Source organism: Aeromicrobium sp. PFPM2_SD2 (assembly GCF_057364525.1).
Genome location: NZ_JBNFNZ010000556.1, coordinates 1 through 1,425, shown reverse-complemented (window position 1 = coordinate 1,425; position 1,425 = coordinate 1). Strand labels below are relative to the sequence as shown.

The following is a 1,425-nucleotide window of genomic DNA, read 5'->3' as shown; positions in this document are numbered from 1 at the left end:
GCGCTGGCGTGGACCCACTGACCTATGTTCCTATTGCCGGACAGGTAGGTAAAGGCGGCAAGCTGGTTAACAAGATGTTCACCGTGGCTGCTCAGTCTGGTGCGTTGGCTGGCGCGTCTGAGATTGCTCGTACCTCTGTTGCTGGTGGAGATACTCACGTTGCTGAGGCAATTATGGGCGGTGCTCTCTTCGGTGGAGGCATGGCTGCCATCGGGGACGCTATTGGCAAGGTTCTTGGAAAGTCGACCAATGAGTTCGCTGGTCCAGCTACACGTCTTGAGGCACGTGAGACTGCTCGCAACGTTGATGGTCAGGACCTGTCGCGTCTACCAATCCGTGAAGGAGAGGAGACCTTCAGTCACCAAGGCGTTAAGTTTGCTGACGTTCCTAACGAGCCGGGAAGTGTTCGACTTGGAAGATGGTTCAATCCTGATTGGCGAGAACCCACTGAACCCTAAGACACGCCAAGTCTTCGACGAGGTGATTGAGCCTGAACGTGCTGCTGCTGGTGTAAACCTTGGTGGACTTACCGAGATTGGCTTGAAGCTCTTGAGGTCTGAGAACCCTGAGATTCGCGGACTTGCAGCTGACTTGGTGCGTTCCCCTACAGGTATGCAGTCAGGTGCTAGCGGGAAGATTGGGACTACAGCGTCAGACGTATTCGAGAGACTTCGTGCAGTGGACCATCGGTTCTACAACGACATCGACGATGCGGTGACTGAGGCCCTGAAGGACCCATACTTCCAGACCAACTTCAACCGTGACACCGGGGCGTTCCGTCAGGACGTCTACCAGCGTGTAGCTCTGGCTATCGAGGACGGAAGCGGGAACCTGAAGTCTGAGCTGACTCCGGGAGAACATGAAGGTCTACGACCTGCTGAAGAACCAGTTCGACGCCAAGCGTGAGATGATGGAGAACCCTGCGATGTTCGGTCGTGTGGACGCTAAGTCTATCTTCCCCGGCAGCCGTTTCAAGGGGACATACGTTCCTCACGTTTACAGCAACCAGATGAAGGAGCTGTACATCAAGGAGCTTGGAAGCCCTGAGGCGCTTCAAGAAGCAATCAAGAAGTCGTGGCTCACGAGCTATGCGTCAAGACCTGAGGTCAAATCGCGGGTGGACGAGGCCTTGATGGAAGCTGACCCTAATCTGACTCCAGAAGGACTTGCGGCTGCGGTAGATAAGTACGCCAATGATAAGGCTTACGGCATATCCCACACCGACCTATTCGAGCGCTGTCTGTCATGGAAGAGAACATCAACGGTCTGGTGGGTCTGGAGAACAACAACTTCCTTGAGGCCCGTAACCTGTTCGATAGCGATATGTCTATCATCCTGCCAAACGGTCAACCGTTCAATGTGAACAGTCTCCGTGAGTGGGACATGGATAAGATTGTCCCGGCGTATAACCGTCGAGTCAATGGG

3 protein-coding genes are annotated in these 1,425 nt (G+C 54.4%); all 3 read left to right on the top strand.

What is annotated here, in order from left to right; genetic code table 11:
* Positions 1 to 458: hypothetical protein (locus AC2W7G_RS16270; protein ID WP_485869356.1), on the top strand; the 458-nt coding region annotated here is incomplete at its 5' end.
* A complete protein-coding gene (locus tag AC2W7G_RS16265; protein ID WP_485869355.1) occupies positions 403 to 906 on the top strand; it encodes a hypothetical protein in 504 nt (167 codons plus the stop codon). The genes AC2W7G_RS16270 and AC2W7G_RS16265, both read left to right, overlap by 56 nt.
* Complete coding sequence (locus tag AC2W7G_RS16260) at positions 860 to 1,363, top strand: hypothetical protein (protein WP_485869354.1); 504 nt, start codon at positions 860 to 862, stop codon at positions 1,361 to 1,363. Before AC2W7G_RS16265 ends, AC2W7G_RS16260 begins: the two co-directional genes overlap by 47 nt.
* The last annotated feature ends 62 nt before the right edge of the window (positions 1,364 to 1,425 follow it).